Genomic DNA, 14,221 nt, shown 5'->3' with positions numbered 1-14,221 from the left:
TGGGATCAGGTCGGTCCGGCGCCGGGCGGGTGCCCGCCGGTCGGGTTCAGTGCGGGTCGACGGGGGCTCGGCGCGGACGCAGCGGGGTGAGCAGCCGGCCCAGGTCGGCTGCGGCCTTCGTCAGCGGGGCGACCACGGCGGTGGGCCGCTCCCCGAAGAAGCCGCTGGGCCCGGCGACCGACAGCGTGCCCACCGGGCGCCGCCCGACCAGCACGGGCACCGCGACGGCGGCGGTCTCGTTGTCGTACTCGCCCTCCGAGCAGGCATAGCCGCTCTGCCTGGCCTCGGCGAACCGCTCCTCCAGGAGGACCGGATCGGTGAGCGTCCGCTCGCCGAACCGGGCCATCGGGCGACCGTACAGCAGCGCCGCCCGGTCCCTGGCGGGCAGCATCGCGAAGTACGCCCGCGAGGTGGCTCCGGCGTGGGCCGGGTACAGCTCCCCGGTCAGATCGTGGGCGCGCAGCGGTCCGGAAGCGCCGTCCACTGCCGCGACGCAGCGCATGTGCACGCCGTCCGGCACCGCGAACAGCACCCCGTACCCGACGGTGTCGGACAGCGAGCGCAGCACCGGCCGTACCAGGCTCGCCATGCCCCCGTCGCGCTCCCACACCTTGGCCAGATGCCACACGGCGGGCCCCAGCCGGTAGCGGCGGGTGCGCGGTTCGGAGACCACGAAGCCGCGGTGGGCCAGGGCGGCGAGCAGCCGCTGGGCCACCGACTTGTCCAGGCCGAACTCGGCCGCGACATCGCTCACCCCCCACTCGGGATGGTCCCGGTCGAAGGAGAGCAGCAGGCTCAGGACCCGGTCGGCGGTCTGCAGCGGGGGTTTGTCGGTTCTCTGGTCCCGGTCGGTCGGAACAGAGACGCTTTCCGACACGGGATCTCCCAGGGGATGGGTCGCCGTCATGCCAGGAGTGTAAACCGTCCCGCATATAGAGAAACTATTGCGTTACGGTGAACAGCGCGCGGATTCTGTACGCGCACCGGCCGCCCGTACGGCCGACCGGTACGGCGGCCCGCCGGAATCCCGGCCCGTCCGCCCGGCCCGCCCGCCCACGCCATCCCCCGGGGCGACGACGGAGCCGGCGACATCTCCCACAGCACCGCGACGGCGCGGCCGGCGCGACCCGGACGACCCCTTCCGTCCCCCGGGCGCGCCCCAGTGAAAGGACCCCCCGTGCTCAAGCACGTCCTCGACATCATCGAACTGCTGGACCGCCCGCAGACCGGCGGGGAGCTGCTGGCGGACCATCTGCGCACCGTGCACGCCACCGCGGCGGCCGAGGCCGGTGACACCGCCGGCGCCCCCGCCGGCGTCCGCGTCGAGGTGACCACCCTCACCGGGGACAAGGGCAGCACCGACTTCGTCGCCGTCACCGTCCCCGGCCGCGACGGCCGCCTCGCCGGCGGCGACGCCCCGACCCTCGGCGTACTCGGCCGGCTCGGCGGGGTGGGCGCCCGCCCCGAGCGCATCGGCATGGTCTCCGACGCCGACGGCGCCGTGGCCGCCCTGGCCGCCGCCGCCAAGCTGCTGGACATGCACGCCAGGGGCGACGTCCTCGACGGAGACGTGCTGCTGTCCACCCACGTCAGCGGCTGGGCCCCGACCCAGCCGCACGACCCGGTGCCGTTCATGGATTCCCCCGTGGACACCCTGACCTGCAACCACCAGGAGGTCTCGCCCGCGATGGAGGCGATCATCTCCATCGACACCACCAAGGGCAACCGCCTGCTCAGCCACCGGGGCATCGCCCTGTCGCCCACCATCCACCAGGGCTGGATCCTGCGGGTGAGCGAGGACCTGCTGTCCGTGCTGGAGAGCGTCACCGGCGAGCCCGCCCGGGTGCTGCCTGTCACCACCCAGGACATCACGCCCTACGGCAACGACGTGCACCACATCAACTCCATCCTGCAGCCCGCCGTCGCCACCACCGCCCCCGTGGTGGGCCTGGCCGTGACCGCCGCGACCCCCGTCGCCGGCTGCGCCACCGGCGCCAGCCACGAGAGCGACATCGCCGCCGCCGCCCGGTTCGCCATCGAGACCGCCAAGGAGTTCGGCCGCGGCGGCGCCCGCTTCCACGACCCGGCCGAGTTCGCCCGGCTCGTCGAGCTGTACGGCCCCATGACCCACCTGCAGTCGCTCCCGTCCTGACGTCCCGACCTCCCCGGTCCGACGCACGCACCACCAGGAGTCCCCCGTGGAACCGAGTCTTTCCACTCCGCCGGCCGCTACGGCGGAGCCCGGGCAGCGGCACCCGCGCGCCTTCGAACCCATCACGCTCGTCATCACGATCGCGATGTCCGTACTCGGCGCGCTGATCGGCATCGTGCTGATCACCTCGCTCGGCGTCTCGCCGAACACCTCGGTGATCGGCGCCCTGGTCGCCATGCTGGTCGGCCGCATCCCGCTGGGCATCCTGGTCCGGATGCGCTCCCCGCACCGGCAGAACCTCGTCCAGTCCGCCATCTCCGGGGCCACCTTCGCCGCCGCGAACTCGCTGCTCACCCCCATCGCGGTGCCCTTCGCGCTGGGCCGCACCGACCTGGTGTGGCCGATGCTCGGCGGTGCCGCCATCGGCCTGGCCGTGGACAGCTGGGTCCTGTACCGGGTCTTCGACTCCAAGCTGCTGGCCGCCTCCAACGCCTGGCCGGCCGGCATCGCCTCCGCCGAGACGATCAAGGCGGGCGACACCGGCGGACGCAAGGCCGCCGTGCTCGGCGTCAGCGCCGTCGCCGGACTCCTGGGCGCCCTCGCCAAGCTCCCCACCGCCGCCGCCGGAGTCGGCTTCCTCGGCAACATCTGGGCGCTGGCCATGTTCGGCATCGGACTGCTCATCGCCCAGTACGCGCCCGGGATCTTCGACGTCAACCTCTCGCAGGAGTTCATCCCGCACGGACTGATGGTCGGCGCGGGCATCGTCGCCCTGATCCAGGCCGTCCTGCTGATGCGCAACCGCAAGAGCCGCCGCGGCGCGGCCGAGCCCGCCGAGGCCCCCGCCCACCCGGGCGCCACCCCGCGGGACGCCGCGCAGGACCCGGCACCGGCCGGCCCGGAGACCCGCACCAAGGACGCCGCCCAGCTGCGGCGCGGCCTGATCCAGGGCATGGTGCTCTTCCTCGGCGGCGCCGTCGTGGTGGCCCTCACCGGCGGGATAGCCGGCGGCATGTCACTGCCCGGCCTCATCGGCTGGGTGCTGCTGGCCGCCACCGCCGCCCTGGTCCACCAGCTCATCGTGGGGCTGGCCGCCATGCACTCGGGCTGGTTCCCGGCCTTCGCGGTCACCCTCATCGTGCTGATCGTCGGCCTGGTGCTGAAGATCGAGACCGTCCCGCTCGCGCTGCTCGTCGGCTACACCGCCTCCACCGGACCGGCCTTCGCCGACATCGGCTACGACTTCAAGGCCGGCTGGCTGCTGCGCAAGGACGCCACCCCCTGGCGGCCGTACGAGATGGACGGCCGCCGCCAGCAGTACCTCGCCCAGCTCGTCGGCTTCGCGGTGGCGTTGATCATCGTCGCCATCGCCTGGAAGAGCTTCTTCGAGGAAGGGCGCATCCCGCCCGTCTCCGAGGTCTACGTGGCCACCATCCTGGCCGGCCTGGACCCCGGCGTGATGGGCACGCTCCTGCTGTGGGCCATCCCCGGCGCCCTGATCCAGGCCATCGGCGGCTCCTCCCGGCAGATGGGTGTGCTGCTCGCCACCGGTCTGCTGGTGGCCACCCCCGCCGCCGGCTGGATGGTCCTGGGCGCCCTGGCCGTCCGCACCGGCTACACCGTGTGGCGCCGGCGCGGCATCACCGACCCGGCCGCCCGCCGGGCCTCCGACGAGGAAGCCGAGAACGACCTGTCCCTGGTCGGCGCCGGACTCATCGCCGGCAGCTCCGTCAACGACGTCGGCCAGCTCACCAAGACCCTGTGAGGCCCCGCATGAGCGCGATCCTGGGCCTGGTCACCATCGGCCAGGCACCCCGTACCGATCTGCACGAGGACGCGGCCCCGCTGCTGGGCGGCGCGGCGTACACCGAACACGGCGCCCTCGACGAGGACCGCTTCGAAGGACCGGAGGAGCGGGCCACCCGCGCCGCGCTCGCCCCCGCGCCCGGCGAGACTCCCCTCGTCTCCCGGCTGCGCGACGGCCGCTCCGTGGAACTCGGCCACCACGCGCTGCTGCCCCGGATGGCCCGCGCGGTGGCCCGCGCCGAGGCGGACGGCGCCGGCGCGACCCTGGTGCTGTGCACCGGGAACTTCCCCCAGCTGCCGGCCACCCGCCCGCTGCTGTTCGCCGAACCGCTGGTGCAGCGCGCCGTCGCCGCCGTCACCGGCGGCGACCCGGTGGGCGTCTGCTGCCCGCACGCGGATCAGGCGGACGACGTGGGGCGGCGCTGGAGCACCGTCCTGGACGGCCCGGTACGGGTGAGCGCGGCCGACCCGTACGCCCCCGGCGACGCCCCGCTCGACCAGGTCGCGCGCGCCGCGGCCGAACTGGCCGACCGGGGCAGCGCGTGGATCGTGCTGGACTGCATCGGCTACACCGAACGCATGCGCCGCGCCGCCGCCGCGGCCACCGGACGTCCGGTGCTGCTCGCCCGCTCCCTCGCCGTCCGGCTGGCCGCCGAGGTCGCCACCGCCCACCACCGCACCGGAGACCCCGCATGACCGTCGGCATCGTCCGCGTCCTGACCAGCGAGGACCCCGTACAGGTGGACGGGCACGGCCGGCTCCTGCGGGAGCGCTTCGGCCTGCGCACCGACTCGCGCTGCATCCCGGGCCAGCCGCGCGGCATCCATGACGAGGAGAGCGAGCGCCGCGCCGCACCGAAGATCGTCGACCTGGCCCGCGCGCTGGAACGCGACGGCGCGGACGCCGTCCTCATCAGCTGCGCGGCCGACCCCGCCCTCGCCGCCACCCGGGCGGCCCTCGCCGTGCCGGTCATCGGCGCCGGCACGGCCGCGGCCGGGGTGGCGCTCGGCCTGGGCACCCGCGTCGGGGTGATCGGCATCCGGGACGAGGTACCACCGGCCATCGCCAAGGTGCTCGGCCCGCACCACGCGGGCCACCGCCGCCCCGAGGGGGTGCACGACACCGTCGGCCTCACCACCCCCGAGGGCGCCGCGGCGGTGTCCGCGGCCGCCGCGGAACTCGTCGCGGACGGGGCGGACACCCTGCTGCTGGCCTGCACCGGGCTGACCACCATCGGCATCGCGCCCCGGCTGGAGCGCGAACTGGGCGTGCCGGCGGTGGACGCGGTGCTGGCGGCGGGCCTGCTGGCCCTGCGCTCCTCGTCGCCGGCGGCCCCGCCGCAGGTGCCCCGCCCCCGCTCCGGAGACGGCGCGGTACGGGAGTGACAGGCGTGGGCGGGTGACAGATGGCGACCGGGAGCCCACCATGGGGAAACGGTTCAGCTTCCAGGGAGGCCGCCATGAGCACAGCCGACGACGCCCACGACCGCCCCGCCCCGCTCAAGATCGACACCACCGTGCCGCACTCCGCGCGGTTCTGGAACTACTGGCTCGGCGGTGACGACTGGTACCCCGTCGACAAGGAGCTGGGGGACGCCCTGCGGGAGGAGTACCCGGCCATCGCCGGCATCGCGGTGGCGTCCCGCGAGTTCCTCGGCCGCGCCGTCCGCCACCTCGCCCGCGATGTCGGCGTCCGCCAGTTCCTCGACGTCGGCAGCGGTCTGCCCACCGCCGAGAACACCCACCAGGTCGCCCAGCGCTACGCCCCGGACTCCCGGATCGTCTACGCCGACACCGACCCCACCGTCCTGCTGCAGTCCCAGGCGCTGCTCACCTCCACTCCGGAGGGCGCGACCACCTATCTCGACGCCGACGTCATGGACGTGGACGTCATGCTGGAACGCGCCGGGGCCGACCTCGACCTGGAACAGCCCGTCGCCCTCATGCTGCTGTCGATGCTCGGCCACATCGAGCCCGACCCGGCCGCCGAACTCGTCCAGGAGTACATGCGGCGGCTGCCCTCCGGCAGCTACCTGGTGACCTGCGACAGCATCGACGACCCCGTGGTCATCGCTGTCTGCGAGGACTACGCCGCCGCCGGCGCGGCACCGTATTACCCGCGCTCGAAGGAGCAGCTGGCCGCCACGGCCGCCGGCCTGGAGCTGCTGCCGCCCGGCCTGGGCCCGATCGCGCGCTGGCGCCCCGACCACCCGGAGGTGGAACCGCCGCAGGACCAGCTGTACCAGTGGGGTCTGGTGGCCAGGAAGCCCTGACGCCGGGCCGGCCGCGCACCGCGGACCGCCGCGCTCGTGGCGCGGCGGTCCCGCCGGGGTCAGCTCCGGGTGAAGCGGTAGGTCACACTGTCCGTCAGCACGCAGAAGCCCGGGGACATGACGATCACCCGCAGCGTGCCCGAGCGCCGGTCGTAGTCGATGCCCTGCACCTCGAAGGCGCCCGAGCAGCCGCTGCGCAGCGGGAGCTGACGCAGCGCCGTCACCCGCCCCGTCACATCCGCCCCGCCGTTCGGCCGGTCGGAGAGATCGACCTGCAGCAGCGGCTTGGTGATGCCGAACAGGGCGCCCTGTGGGTCGTCGGAGGAGCACAGCAGCGTCGTCGGCCCGGAGAAGTCGCAGCCCTGCACGTCGCGCACCGGGCGGTCCAGGTGCACGGTGGAGACCTGGGGGAGGTCGGCCGACGGCGAGGTGTCCGGGTTGATCCCCGGGGTGGGGAAGACCAGCAGCCGGCTCATCGTGCCGTACTCGCCGGACAGCATCCACTGCCCGTCGGGCGAGATGGCGACCCAGGAGTTGTTCAGCGCCTCCCCGGGGCCCAGGGTGTGCACGTACTCCGACCACCGCCCGTCCGGCGCCTGCACCCGGTACATCTTGGTGGTGCCCGAATCCCGCTGGTAGGGCTCGATGTAGTGGCCGTCGTAGGAGGCGTCGGGGTCCCCGACATGGTTCCAGCCGCGCAGCCGCAGATCGGCGGGGATGGTGCCGATGCCGGTGTAGCGGAAGGGGCTGTTGGCCGGGATCTCCACCGAGGTCAGCCCCTGACTCTCGGTCAGCGGATCGGCCCGGTCGGAGCCCACCTCGGTCCAGGTGTCCGCGGCGGCGGCCGGCGGAGCGGAGAACAGCAGGGCGGTCAGGAGCAGGAGGCCGGCGGTGGCCACCTGGGAACCTCGCCCGGTACGCAGCGGCATGGGGGGGTCCGTTCCTCGGAGGGTCGGGAGCAGGGGGACGCGCTCGGCGGACGGTACGACGCGGCGGGCGGCCTGTACAGACCGCGCGGCACGCGGCCGGGATCCCGCGCGAACCCTTGGCAGGCACCATTAATTCATATTTAATGGCGCCTGCTGGCCGTGCCGAACGGCCGGCGCCCACCCCCTCTTGCCGCCGCACAGCCGCCCGGGAGCCGCGCGTGAACCACTTCACCGGCCACTGCGCCGTCGTCACCGGAGCCGCCTCCGGCATCGGCGCCGCCACCGCCCACCGGCTGGCCGCCGACGGCGCCGGAGTCGTCCTGGTCGACGTGGCGGACGCCGCGGGAGAGGACACCGCCGCCGCCATCCGGGCCGCCGGCGGCCACGCCGTCTACCGGCACGGCGACGTCTCCGACGAAGCGCACTGGGACGGCGTCCTGCACACCGCGCACGAGCACTTCGGCCCGGTCTCCGCCCTCGTCAGCAACGCCTACACCGTGCGCATCGCCGCCGCCGACGCCCTGGACCGGGCCGGCTGGGAGCAGCAGCTGTCCGTCAACCTCACCGGATCCTTCCTCGGCTTCCGGGCCTGCCTGTCCGACCTGCGTGGCACCGGCGGCAGCGCCGTGTTCGTCTCCTCCGTGCACGCGCTGGTCGGCATGCCGGGCCGGCCCGCCTACGCCGCTTCCAAGGCCGCGCTGACCGGGCTCATGCGGCAGTTGGCGGTCGAGTACGGCACCGAGGTGCGGGTGAACGCCGTGCTCCCCGGCCCGATCCTCACCCGGGCCTGGGAGGACATCGGCGAGGAGGACCGGCGGGCCAGCGCCGGACAGACCGCGCTGGGCCGGCTGGGCCGCCCCGAGGAGGTGGCGGGCGCCATCGCCTTCCTCACCGGCCCGGACGCCTCCTTCGTCACCGGCACGTCCCTCGTCGTCGACGGGGGATGGAGCGTGCTGAAGACCTCCTCCTGACCGGGGCCCCCGGCCCGCGGTCCCGATCCGCGACCCCCGCCGACACCCCACCCGCCCTCCACCCGACACCCGCCCGTCACCCCGTCACCCTCCCGCGCAGGAGCGCCCCGTGAAGATCACCCGCATCGAAACCTTCGCCGTTCCGCCCCGCTGGCTGCTGTGCCGGGTCGAGACCGACGACGGCATCGTCGGCTGGGGCGAACCCGTCGTCGAGGGCCGCGCCGCCACCGTCCGCACCGCCGTCCACGAGCTGGCCGAACTCCTGATCGGCAAGGACCCGCTGCGCATCGAGGACCACTGGCAGGTGATGACCAAGGGCTCCTTCTACCGGGGCGGCCCCGTGCTCTCCAGCGCCGTCGCCGGGCTCGACCAGGCGCTGTGGGACATCGCGGGCAAATCGTTCGGCGCGCCCGTCCACGTGCTGCTCGGCGGCCCGGTGCGCGACCGGGTCCGCACCTACAGCTGGGTGGGCGGCGACGAGCCCGCCGAGATCTTTGACGCGGTCTCCGCCCTGGTCGAGGCCGGCTTCTCCGCCGTCAAGATGAACGCCTGCGGCCGGATGAACCGGCTGGCCACCACCCGCGACATCGACGACGTGATCGGGCGCGCCGCCGCCGCGCGCGAGGTGCTCGGCCCCGACCGGGACTTCGCCGTCGACTTCCACGGCCGCTTCACCGCCGGCAACGCCCGCAAGGTCCTGCCGCACCTGGCCCCCTTCAACCCGCTCTTCGCCGAGGAGCCGGTCCTGCCCGAGTACACCCATCTGCTGGGAGACCTGGTGGCCGGCTCCCCGGTGCCGATCGCCACCGGGGAACGGCTGTACTCGCGCACCGATGTCCTGCCCGCCCTGCGCGCCGGGGTGGCCGTCCTCCAGCCGGACCTCTCGCACGCCGGAGGCATCTCCGAGGTCCGCCGCATCGGCGCGCTCGCCGAGACCTTCGACATCCCGCTCGCGCCGCACTGTCCCCTGGGCCCGGTCTCGCTCGCCGCCAGCCTCCAGATCGCCTTCAGCACCCCCAACTTCCTCATCCAGGAACAGAGCATCGGCATCCACTACAACCAGGGCGCCGAGGTCCTGGACTACCTCGCCGACCCCGAGGTGTTCCGCTTCCACGACGGCAGCTTCCTGCGCCCCACCGCGCCCGGACTCGGCATCGAGGTCGACGAACGGGCGGTACGCGCGGCCGACAACAGCGCCCCCGACTGGCGCGGGCCGATCTGGCGGCACCAGGACGGCTCCTTCGCCGAATGGTGACCCCGCCCCGGCCCACGCTCCCGCCCGCCGACCCACCGGAGCCCCTCGTATGACATCCTCCCCGGACCCCGCGACCGCACCCGCCGATGTCCTCACCTTCGGCGAGACCATGCTGTCCTGGCAGACCGAGGCCCCGCTCACCGGCGGAGCCCCGGCCCGCACCGCCGTGGCCGGCGCCGAGTCCAACGTCGCCATCGGCCTGGCCCGCCTGGGCCACCGGGTCGCGTGGGCCGGGCGGCTGGGCGCGGACGAGCCGGCACGGCTCATCCTGCGGACCCTGCGCGGCGAGGGCGTCGACGTACGCCACGTCACCACCGACCCGCGGGCACCCACCGGCGCGCTGCTGCGCGAACGCCTGGTGGGCGGCGTCAACCGGGTGCACTACTGGCGCGCCGGTTCGGCCGCCTCCGGGCAGCGGCCCGCCCACCTGGCGGCGGCGCTGGCGGCGGGCGCCCGCGTGCTGCACCTCACCGGCATCACCTGCGCGCTGGGCCCCGGGCCCCTCGCCACCGTGACCGCCGCCGCCGACCACGCCCGCGAGCACGGCTGGACCGTGGTCCTCGACATCAACCACCGCACCCGGCTGTGGAGTACGGAGCAGGCCACCGAGACGCTGCGGCGGCTGCGGGACCGGGTCGACATCCTCATCGCCTCCGACGACGAACTGCCCCTGATCTGCGGCGACGTGAACGAACTGCTGGCCGCCGGGGCCCGCGAGGTGATCGTCAAACGCGGCGGCGAGGGCGCCGACCTGTACGGAGCGGACGGCCGCCATCTCCACCAGCCCGCCCACCGGGTCACCGCCGTCGACACCGTCGGCGCGGGCGACGCCTTCTGCGCCGGCTATCTGTCGGGCCTGCTGGACGGTCTGGAAGCAGCGGAGCGGCTGGGCCGGGCGGGCACCGTCGCCGCGTTCACCGTCGCCGCGCACGGCGACTGGGAGGGGCTGCCGCACCGCGACGAACTCGCCCTCCTGCAGGCCCCGCCCGGCAGCGCCATCCGCTGATCCCGCGGACGGCGCCGCCGCGCCGGTTCAGCCGCGCAGCAGCGCGTTGCACTCCCGCTGGAGCGCGACGTCCTCCCACATCGTGTGCTGCGGGGCCGCGTTGGAGCACACCACCGCGCCCCAGGCGCCGGCCGCGGCCGACTCGGTCACCGCCAGCCGGCACAGCGCCGCCCCCACCGGGCCCTCCTCGAAGGTGCCCAGCCGCGGGGTGTAGCCGACCCAGCCCTCGCCGAAGACGAAGGGCACCCCGGTGTCGGCGGCCCAGTCCGCGGCGGCGGCGATCCAGGTCGTCAGCCGCTGTTCCATCGCGACGCGGTGGACGGCGTACCGGTCGTACAGCCAGGCGTCGAAGCGCACCGGGTCGCACCAGTCGTGGACGTACACCTCACGGAGGCCCACCACGGTGGCCTCCAGCCGCCAGCGCTCCCGCGCCGGCGGTGCCCAGTCGGCCAGGTCGGGGGCGCCGGGACGCAGCAGTTCGCGCCGCGCCCGCTCCTGCGGGAAGTCCCGGGAGGCGTCGCGCAGGGCGAAGGCGTCCAGCAGTTCGTCCAGCACGCCGTACACATAGGGGTGGAAGACGGCGACATCGATGTCCCGGGGCACCCCGCGCAGCGATCCGACCGGGACCTGCGCGTAGTTGACGGTCACCATCCGGTCCGGGTGCCGGGTGCGGAAGCGCTCCAGTCCGCGTTCCAGGCGCGGGCGCAGCGCGACGACATGGTCCCCTTCCAGGCCCTCGGTGAGGAAGCCGGCCTGCACCTCGTTGTGGAGTTCGGTGAACGCGACGCGGTCGTCCAGGCCGTCGTGCGCGGCGAGGAAGGACAGCAGGTCGGCGAGCGCGTCGGCCAGCGCTGCGGGGCGTTCCTCGGGGTCGACGGCCATCAGGGCGTCGTACCAGGCGCGGTCGGCCGCGAAGGAGGCCGACTGCTGGTACTCCCAGGAGGAGAGGATGACGAAGCAGTCGTGCCGTCGGGCCGCCCGGAACAGTTCCAGCAGCTGGGCGCGGCCGTCGATCACGGTCTCGGCGCGTACGTCGTACCAGCGCACCCGCTGGCCGTACTCCCCGCCCAGGGGCCCCAGGCGCAGCCGGCTGGTGTCGAGCCCCGAGCCGAACAGCAGATACGGCATGGCGCAGATCCGGACGGTGTTGTAGCCGCGCTCGACGGCCTCGGCGAAGGCGCGGTCCAGATCGGCGAAGGGCTCGCCGGGCCCGGTGCGGGTGTACCAGCTGAAGTCCCACAGACTGATCGTCAGCGTCTCGGGGAGATGCGGCGGCCGGGGGAGGGGCATGGCAGGGGTCCTTTCGTGGCGCGGGTGCGGTGGTGCGGGGCTCAGCCGGCGGCCTTGCCGTGCGCCGTGAGGCCGGCCGGCAGCGTGAGGCGGTGGACGGGGACGAGTTCGGCGCTCTCCACGGTGGCGCGGGTGCGGGCGGCGGCCAGACCGGCGCGCGCGGAGGGGTCGACGTACACCGCGCTGTCGGGGGCGAGCGGCAGGACGCGGATCTCGATCCCGTGCTCGGTCACCGCGTCGGCGAACCGGCGCAGTCCCAGCTCCCAGACGGGCCCGTACCAGAAGTGGTCCGCCACCAGGCGGCCGCCGACGTAGGCGCGCGCCGCGTCACCGGTGTACGCCAGCCGCAGCAGTACCTCGCCCTCGCCGTCGAGGGCGCCGGCCGGGATCTGGATCCGGTGCACGGACGCCTCCTCGAAGTCCTCGTCGCGCGGCGCGGAGGCCCGGCCGTGGGGGCCACCGGTGCGGGCGGGCGGGGCGAGAGCCTTGGACCGTACGGTATCCACCGGGAGCTGGCGCGCGGACGGGGCGCCCTCGCCGGGGGCGAGCGTCCGCCGGGTGAACCCGTCGGCCGTCAGCACCCGCACGGTGACCTCGGAGCGGCTGGTGTGCAGGCGCAGTTCCGGCCCGTCGGCCAGTACCGGCTCCTCGCACAGCACCAGCCGGTCGGTGCCGCCGATGTTCACCCGCTGGGCCAGCAGGGCCTGTTCGCCGGAGAGCACCAGCAGTCGTACCCGGCCGTGCGGCCCGGTCACCGTCACCGCGGCCCGCGTCCCGGGCTCGGGCACGCTCACCACCGTGCCGCCGGGGGTGCGGTCCACGGTCACCGGGCCCGACACCTCGCAGCCGTCGGGCAGCGCGAACCGCGCGGTGATGCCGGCGGTGGCCGCGAAGACCGCGACGGGAGTGCCGTCGAGGTCCAGCCGGGCCACCGGCTGGGCGGTGGCCCACGTGACGCACAGGCCGCCCCCCGCGTCGTACCCCAGCGGCCACGCGAAGTGCGCTCCGGAGGGGACGGTCACCTCCCGGTCGGGCACGGTGAGCGGCTCCCCGTCGAGGTGCACCCGGAATCGCACCCCGGTCCGGTCGGGCAGCGTCTCGTGCGGCTGGTGGTTGTTGACGAACAGAAAGCCGCTGCCGCCCGCCGCACGCACCGCCCAGCGCAGCGAGGAACGGTCATCCAGCCCGTCGGGCCCTTCCTCGGGCAGGTGCAGCGGCATGTCCGCCAGCGCGGCGCCGCTGTCCCGGATCAGCAGATGCTGCAGCCGCAGCGCGGCGAACGACGGCCTGACCTGCCCGTACTCCCCGAGCGGCGCCTGGAAGTCGTAGTTCACGGCCGGCAGGTCGTTGGGGTAGCCGGTGTCCTGCGACTCCTGGTTGGGCAGCGCCTGGCCCAGCCGCTGGGAGCAGCCGTGGTAGAGGTAGTAGCCCTGCCACACCGAGCCGCTGCCGAGCTTGGTCAGGGCGAGCGCGGAGACGTCGGCGGCGGGCACCAGGGGGCGCCGGTGGTAGGCGATCGCCATGCCGCCGCCCAGCTCACAGGTCGCGTACGGATAGCGGCGGTCATCGGGCCCGGTGCCCGCCGGGGCGCACGAGCGCAGGTCGGCGCCGATGGCGTGGTCGTCACGGATCGCGCTGAAGAAGTAGTGCCGCCGCATGCCGCGGGCCCAGCCCTCGTGCGCGTCCTCCCAGAACGCCTCGGGGTAACCGCCGTACAGCGGCAGCAGCACGTCGGCCGGGAGGTCGGCGGCGCCCCAGGCGGTCGCCGTCCACAGCGGGGCGTGGATGCCCACCCGCTCGGCCAGGGCGCGCAGCGTCCGCAGGTGCCCCGGCTGGTCGTACAGCTCGTTCTCCACCTGGATGGCCACCACCGGCCCGCCGTCGTCGTACGACAGGCCGCGCAGCTCGTGTGCGATGCGCCGGTAGTACCGCTCCACGAGCGTCAGATAGCGCGGGTCGTCGGTGCGCGGGACGCACGGGGTGTCGGCCAGCCAGTCGGGGAAGCCGCCGTTGCGGCATTCGCCGTGCGACCAGGGGCCGACCCGGACCACCGCGTGCAGTCCCAGGCGGGCGCACTCGTTCAGGAAGCGCCGCAGGTCCAGGTCGCCGTCGAAGCGCAGGGCGCCGCGCCGCTCCTCGTGCTGGTTCCAGAAGAGGTAGGTGGCGACGACGTCGATCCCGCCGGCCCGGATCTTCAGCAGTTCCTCGCGCCAGTCGGCGGCCGGATAGCGGCTGAAGTGGAACTCGCCCATGACCGGCAGCCAGGGCTCGGCACCGCGCAGCAGCTTGCGGCCGTCGGCGGTCAGCGGCGCGCGGGTGCCCGCGCGGCTGCCCATCGGCAGATGGCCGGCCGGCGGGGCGGGGAGGTCCTGGGTGTGCAGCGTCAGCATGACGGGCGGCTCCGTTGGCGCGGCGGGAGAGGGTCGGTTCATCGTCCGGGCGGCCCGGATCTCTGTCAAGATGTATTCATAAATAATGCCCACGGTAGACTCGGGCGCCCCGCGGCGGGAGAGGCCCGCCCCAACACGTCGGCGGGGCCC

The 14,221-nt window shown here is 74.4% G+C and carries 12 protein-coding genes; 8 read left to right on the top strand and 4 right to left on the bottom strand.

Annotated elements, in window-relative coordinates; genetic code table 11:
* Nucleotides 1-46: 46 nt before the first annotated feature.
* A complete protein-coding gene (locus H7827_RS00570) occupies nucleotides 47-907 on the bottom strand; it encodes an IclR family transcriptional regulator (RefSeq protein WP_432741689.1) in 861 nt (286 codons plus the stop codon).
* Between the two features lie 270 nt (nucleotides 908-1,177).
* On the opposite strand from H7827_RS00570, the gene H7827_RS00565 reads away from it, so the two are divergent.
* The 5 genes from H7827_RS00565 (at nucleotide 1,178) to H7827_RS00545 (ending at nucleotide 6,230) form a co-directional block, all read left to right on the top strand.
* On the top strand, nucleotides 1,178-2,152 hold the full coding sequence (locus H7827_RS00565; protein ID WP_432741687.1) for a DUF1177 domain-containing protein: 975 nt from the start codon (nucleotides 1,178-1,180) through the stop codon (nucleotides 2,150-2,152).
* 46 nt (nucleotides 2,153-2,198) lie between these two features.
* The gene (locus H7827_RS00560) at nucleotides 2,199-3,917 is read left to right on the top strand and encodes an OPT family oligopeptide transporter (protein ID WP_432741685.1); all 1,719 of its coding nucleotides are present in this window, start codon (nucleotides 2,199-2,201) and stop codon (nucleotides 3,915-3,917) included.
* An 8-nt stretch (nucleotides 3,918-3,925) separates the two neighbouring features.
* Nucleotides 3,926-4,654 carry an AroM family protein gene (locus tag H7827_RS00555; protein ID WP_432741683.1) on the top strand — a complete coding sequence of 243 codons (729 nt, stop codon included), beginning with the start codon at nucleotides 3,926-3,928 and terminating at the stop codon, nucleotides 4,652-4,654.
* Nucleotides 4,651-5,343, top strand: a complete 693-nt coding sequence (locus H7827_RS00550) for an aspartate/glutamate racemase family protein (protein ID WP_432741681.1) — start codon at nucleotides 4,651-4,653, stop codon at nucleotides 5,341-5,343. The genes H7827_RS00555 and H7827_RS00550 overlap by 4 nt, the downstream gene beginning before the upstream one ends.
* Nucleotides 5,344-5,417: 74 nt before the next feature.
* Nucleotides 5,418-6,230: an SAM-dependent methyltransferase gene (locus tag H7827_RS00545; protein ID WP_386540933.1), complete on the top strand. Its 813-nt coding sequence runs from the start codon at nucleotides 5,418-5,420 to the stop codon at nucleotides 6,228-6,230.
* Between the two features lie 59 nt (nucleotides 6,231-6,289).
* On the opposite strand, the gene H7827_RS00540 is transcribed toward H7827_RS00545, so the two are convergent.
* Nucleotides 6,290-7,159, bottom strand: a complete 870-nt coding sequence (locus H7827_RS00540; protein WP_432741679.1) for a hypothetical protein — start codon at nucleotides 7,157-7,159, stop codon at nucleotides 6,290-6,292.
* A 143-nt stretch (nucleotides 7,160-7,302) separates the two neighbouring features.
* Here H7827_RS00540 and H7827_RS00535 point away from each other — a divergent pair, with 143 nt between their 5' ends.
* From H7827_RS00535 to H7827_RS00525, 3 genes are all read left to right on the top strand, one after another.
* Nucleotides 7,303-8,130, top strand: a complete 828-nt coding sequence (locus H7827_RS00535; RefSeq protein ID WP_432741677.1) for an SDR family NAD(P)-dependent oxidoreductase — start codon at nucleotides 7,303-7,305, stop codon at nucleotides 8,128-8,130.
* 109 nt (nucleotides 8,131-8,239) lie between these two features.
* The gene (gene dgoD / locus H7827_RS00530; protein ID WP_432741674.1) at nucleotides 8,240-9,385 is read left to right on the top strand and encodes a galactonate dehydratase; all 1,146 of its coding nucleotides are present in this window, start codon (nucleotides 8,240-8,242) and stop codon (nucleotides 9,383-9,385) included.
* A gap of 49 nt (nucleotides 9,386-9,434) precedes the next feature.
* Complete coding sequence (locus H7827_RS00525; protein ID WP_386540928.1) at nucleotides 9,435-10,391, top strand: sugar kinase; 957 nt, start codon at nucleotides 9,435-9,437, stop codon at nucleotides 10,389-10,391.
* A gap of 27 nt (nucleotides 10,392-10,418) precedes the next feature.
* Here H7827_RS00525 and H7827_RS00520 read toward each other — a convergent pair whose 3' ends face one another.
* Entirely contained in the window at nucleotides 10,419-11,681 is a 1,263-nt protein-coding gene (locus H7827_RS00520; protein ID WP_432741672.1) for a cellulase-like family protein, read from the bottom strand.
* A gap of 41 nt (nucleotides 11,682-11,722) precedes the next feature.
* Complete coding sequence (locus H7827_RS00515; RefSeq protein ID WP_432741670.1) at nucleotides 11,723-14,071, bottom strand: beta-galactosidase; 2,349 nt, start codon at nucleotides 14,069-14,071, stop codon at nucleotides 11,723-11,725.
* Nucleotides 14,072-14,221: the final 150 nt, after the last annotated feature.

The sequence above is a fragment of the Streptomyces sp. JH002 genome, from assembly GCF_050916115.1.
GTDB classification, from domain to species: Bacteria; Actinomycetota; Actinomycetes; order Streptomycetales; family Streptomycetaceae; genus Streptomyces; species Streptomyces xiamenensis.
This window is presented reverse-complemented; position numbering and strand designations above follow the sequence as displayed.